Origin of the sequence: Gloeocapsa sp. DLM2.Bin57 (assembly GCA_007693955.1) — a bacterium.
Taxonomy (GTDB): Bacteria; Cyanobacteriota; Cyanobacteriia; order Cyanobacteriales; family Gloeocapsaceae; genus Gloeocapsa.
This window is the reverse complement of sequence record RECR01000017.1, coordinates 1-4,363: the sequence shown is the minus strand read 5'-3', so window position 1 is coordinate 4,363 and position 4,363 is coordinate 1. Positions and strand designations below refer to the sequence as shown.

Annotated in this window: 4 protein-coding genes; all 4 read right to left on the bottom strand. The window is 35.4% G+C overall.

Annotated elements, in window-relative coordinates:
- Positions 1 to 190: 190 nt before the first annotated feature.
- Complete coding sequence (locus tag EA365_00445; protein TVQ49404.1) at positions 191 to 3,172, bottom strand: ATP-binding protein; 2,982 nt, start codon at positions 3,170 to 3,172, stop codon at positions 191 to 193.
- A gap of 138 nt (positions 3,173 to 3,310) precedes the next feature.
- Entirely contained in the window at positions 3,311 to 3,553 is a 243-nt protein-coding gene (locus EA365_00440) for a hypothetical protein (GenBank protein ID TVQ49403.1), read from the bottom strand.
- A complete protein-coding gene (locus EA365_00435; GenBank protein TVQ49402.1) occupies positions 3,534 to 3,812 on the bottom strand; it encodes a BrnT family toxin in 279 nt (92 codons plus the stop codon). Before EA365_00435 ends, EA365_00440 begins: the two co-directional genes overlap by 20 nt.
- 37 nt (positions 3,813 to 3,849) lie before the next feature.
- Positions 3,850 to 4,143 carry a DNA polymerase subunit beta gene (locus EA365_00430; protein TVQ49401.1) on the bottom strand — a complete coding sequence of 98 codons (294 nt, stop codon included), beginning with the start codon at positions 4,141 to 4,143 and terminating at the stop codon, positions 3,850 to 3,852.
- Positions 4,144 to 4,363 lie beyond the last annotated feature (220 nt).

Sequence of the window (4,363 nt, the reverse complement as noted above, 5' to 3'; positions counted from 1 at the left end):
GTCTCCCTTGTCTTACCTCATGATAACTTTTCTGTAAAAAACCTACACTTGTGAGGGGAGTGTGGGGAGATGGGAGAAGGGAGAATTGGAATAACACCGTTCCACCTCAAACCTAAAATCTAACTCCTAAAGATCGCTTTTTCTTTTCCATTTGATATTAGTATTTTGTCTATAAAATCTAACTCCGAACTCAATTATCGTCTAAACCTAATTCCTGTAAAGCTGATTTAGTTTCATTCTTTTGTTGTTCGCTAATATCGCCTTCAACTGTAAATTTGACCTCTATGGTAAGTTTTAAATCTCTATTAGAAGTAAATCTAGTCAATACCTTAGTATAAAATTGCATCCATTTTTGAGCGGGTATTTCTCCTTGCCAATTAATCATAGATTCCTTAAGAGAATCCACTGTATATTCTTGAGTATTTTCAGCAACTATAGTAGTTGTGGAGATAGGATCAGAATCAGCAACTGTGATAGAAATCTTTGCTTTCGCTTCTACACCTTGGGCTGATGCTGTGACAAAATAATTACCTTGTGCATCTCCTGCAGTGAATAAGCCTTCAGAGTTAATTTTACCACCAAAAGCTGACCAAGAAATTGTACCTGTGTCTATTTTCTCCCCATATTGATCTGTTCCTTCCACATAAAATGCTTGTTGAGTCTGGGGTTTTAAACTGACATTAATTGGGGTAATCACTAGGGTAGTTAATTGAGGAGGTTGGGTGATTTTTTGCTGATAAATTTCTGCATCTTCCCCTTTAATAATGTACATATCCTCGGAGATTTCTACTTCTGAAGGGCTAAGGTTAGTTTTGAAGGTAAAGGGTTCATATTTATCTCCTATTTTACCTACATAAGCGAAAACTCCGCTACTGACTCCACGGGCGATCGTAGTTTTAATTCCTTCTGCAGATAATAGTCTCGGAAATTGAGGAGAAGCAAAAAAAGCATCTCGAATAGCTTTAGTACTCCATTCGGGAAAAGCAGGAGACCAATTTCTGAGCAAAAAATTAGGGTTAATTGATTCTTCAATCTCGCCATCTTGTCTGAGACGATTGATAATTAATTTAATCATGGAGTCGGCTTGACTAGAGGTAATTAAGCCTAAATCTACTCTGGTAATCTTATTATCTTTACCTAGATAACAGAGATTTTTATAAGATAACCAAACAGTCTCTCGTAAATCACTTTCTGCTTTGATAAGACTTGTTTTTAACTGCTTAGTTTGTTCTTCGTCTAGTAAGGTTTCTTCATTTTCAATATCTGACCAAGCCAATAATCTTCTAGCATTATCTCTGAGTTTTTGTTCTGTATCAACGTAGGAGAAAATAACCGCACTTTTATAAGTTCTTGCTTGAGTTCCAGATTCTTTAATCAAGGTTTCCATTAGTTTAAAAGTGCGATCGTCTTGGCTAGAATATTCGGGATTTAATACAGCTAGAGTAATAACTGGTTGATTAGGAATATTGCTGGAATGTTCAGGAAAATGGACGATATGAACACCCAATTCACTACGAAAACAGGATTGAATTTCCTCTAAAACTCGTTTACTAATTCTCTCATCTTGAATACTAGCCTTACGATCTGCTAGAATCTTATTAAGGTTAGGGTAAGTATTAAAACGATAACTAGTTTGATTGACTGCTAAATAATAAGAGTTAGTCCGTAAGCCTTCTAAAACAGTTTCAATATTAGCTATTTCTAATTCAGGCTCACCTATAGCTAAACGAATCTCAGGAAGGGTAGCATTATGATTAGTTTGTCCACCGTTGGATTCAAAGAAGATAGTAGTTGCTACTTTTCTATGTAGTTTAGCCTTTTTAATCTCGGGAATAGCATCATTATCTAATCTAAGCGCGTGAGAGTCTTTGCGACCACTAATATCGGTAATTATCGCGGCTTCTAAATTTTCTGTACCTAATTGGTCAAAACAAGCTACTCTAAAGGAAGGATCATCTAAGGGTGCAGTTCCTAAACTAATCAAGGGTTCTTTACTTGAACCCTGATATCCTTCTTGATAAGCTTTAGACACCCATAAGGCTAATAATTTTAAGATTCCTCTAGTACGTTGAAAACGAGGAAGACTTTGCCATTTTCGTTCAAATACTGAGATAGCTATAGGATGAAAAGGATAAGTCGCGATAAAAAGTTCTTCAGCGTTATCTACGGGAAACCAACTAGGTAGTTGCTGACGATTAGCAAGCATCCACTGTGCATAAGCTTTACAAGTCTTAACAGCCTCAGTGTTAAGCATAATAGTGCCATTTTGGGCTACTGCTTGACTATCCCATTCAAATAAGCGTCGTTTGATGATTTCCACTGTTTCTGACTCAGCCGAAAGCATGATTGATTTACCTACGCGGTTAAGCATTTTTTGAAACCGTTGTTCATCTTCTGCATCTTCGGGGGTGTATTCTAATTCAGAAGCGGGAGTAGAAATAACCAAGACGACGTTATCTAAACTTCTAACTGTTTCTGAGAGAGATTGTAAGAAATTATAGAGTAAATGATTATATCCTTGTTTACGTGAACGAGAGACATAATTAATTACCTCATCGATTAAGATTAAACTAGGCTTATCTTTAGGTAAAAATTTACGGATTACATCTCCTCCAGGTACAATAAATTCTTGATCGTGTTGTTTGATTATTTCATAAGCTGATTCTCCTCCTAATTGAAAGGCAATTTCTCCCCAAGGAGTTTGTCGAAAAGGTGTACCATCATCCCCTCCGCGTCCGTGTATAGAGTCAAATTCATTACCGACAAATACTGCTACTGCTGCTGTTGGTATCGAGGTAATTTCGGCACGTTCTAAAATTTTATGAACACCTACATATTTATTAGCTTTATCTCCTTGTTTAGCTAAATGATAAAGTAAAGTTAAACTATGGGTTTTCCCTCCTCCAAATTGAGTGGAGAGATTAAAAATAGCATTTGTTCCTTGGGTTATACCAGCTAATCTTCTGACTACTTGAGAAGACAATTCCAGTAGATATTTAGTTAAAAAAGTGCGCTCAAAAAATTTCTCAGGGTTTTGATAATCAATGGGTGCTGTCTGGTTTCTAACCTGATCTAAATTCACCGCAAATTCGGAATTATCAACAGGTGTACCTAGTCTTAAATCTTCTCTAGGGGTTAGACTTTCTATTTTGTACCAAGGTGTTAGTTTCATAAGCTTTTAGATGGAATTAAGAATTAAGAATTAAGAATTATTATCTACACACTAGGGCGCAAGCATGGGCGCATCTACACACCCTACCCTAACAGATTTCTTTTGAAAAATGCAATATTTCTGGTAAATATTAATGGTTCATAAGCTATTCTCTAGCTGCTGTTTTATATAATTATCAATTAATTCGATGATAATATTTTGATAAGAATCATTTAAATTTTCTGCTTTTTGTTGCAAAATCTTGATGCTATCTTCAGATATTTCTATAGTCACAGAGACTGTCTTTTTTTTGGGAACTAATTGCTCTGGAGATGGTAAAAAGTCTTCGACAATAGTAACATTACCAATAGGTTTTGCTGGATCAGAGGTTGTGTTGTTCATAAAATTTTCTCCATTTACGCCAAGAAGCTGCACCAAAAATACGAATTACATTATGACGATAGGTAAAACGTACCGTTAAGACTTGATCATTGACTTTGCCAATACAAAACCAACGTTCTTCTTTTTCACTATGTTTAGCATCATGGATGATCAAGCGGTTTTTATCAAAAAAAACATATTGAGCGGTTTCAAAGTCTATACCGTGTTTTGTTTGATTTTCTCTGTTGCGTTGTTCATCCCATTCAAAAGTGCTATTCATATATTGTATCACTAAAGAAGAAAAAAGAGTACTATTCTCATAAATAAATTGCTTCTTCTAGGACTTTATTTTTAATACGTTCTTTTAATCCTTCAACGGTAATAATATCTACTTCTCGACCTAAAAGTGACTGTAAGTCTTGAATTAATCCAGAAGGAAACCACGGACTAATTTTTTCTAAATCATAATCGAATAAAAAATCAATATCGCTGTTTTCGTCATCTTCTTCTCTGGCAACAGAGCTAAAAACTATAATGTTATACGCTCCGTGTTTCAATGCGATTTTGATGATTTCTTCTCCGTTAGTTTCGATTAGTTTTTTAAGTGTCATAATTTTGGCTCTCGGTGTATCTGTGGTGATAAGTAAAATTTATAATATTAGGAGTCAGGATTAAGTAGGGGCGCAAGGCTTGCGCCCTATGGAATTTAGAAACAATAATAACTTTTAATTCTTCATTCTTCGCTTTGCGCCTAAAATCCTAGTCCTTTTTTTTTGGCTAATACACCATCTAGCCAACGTTTTTCGTTTGTACCTTTGGGGTATAATGCTG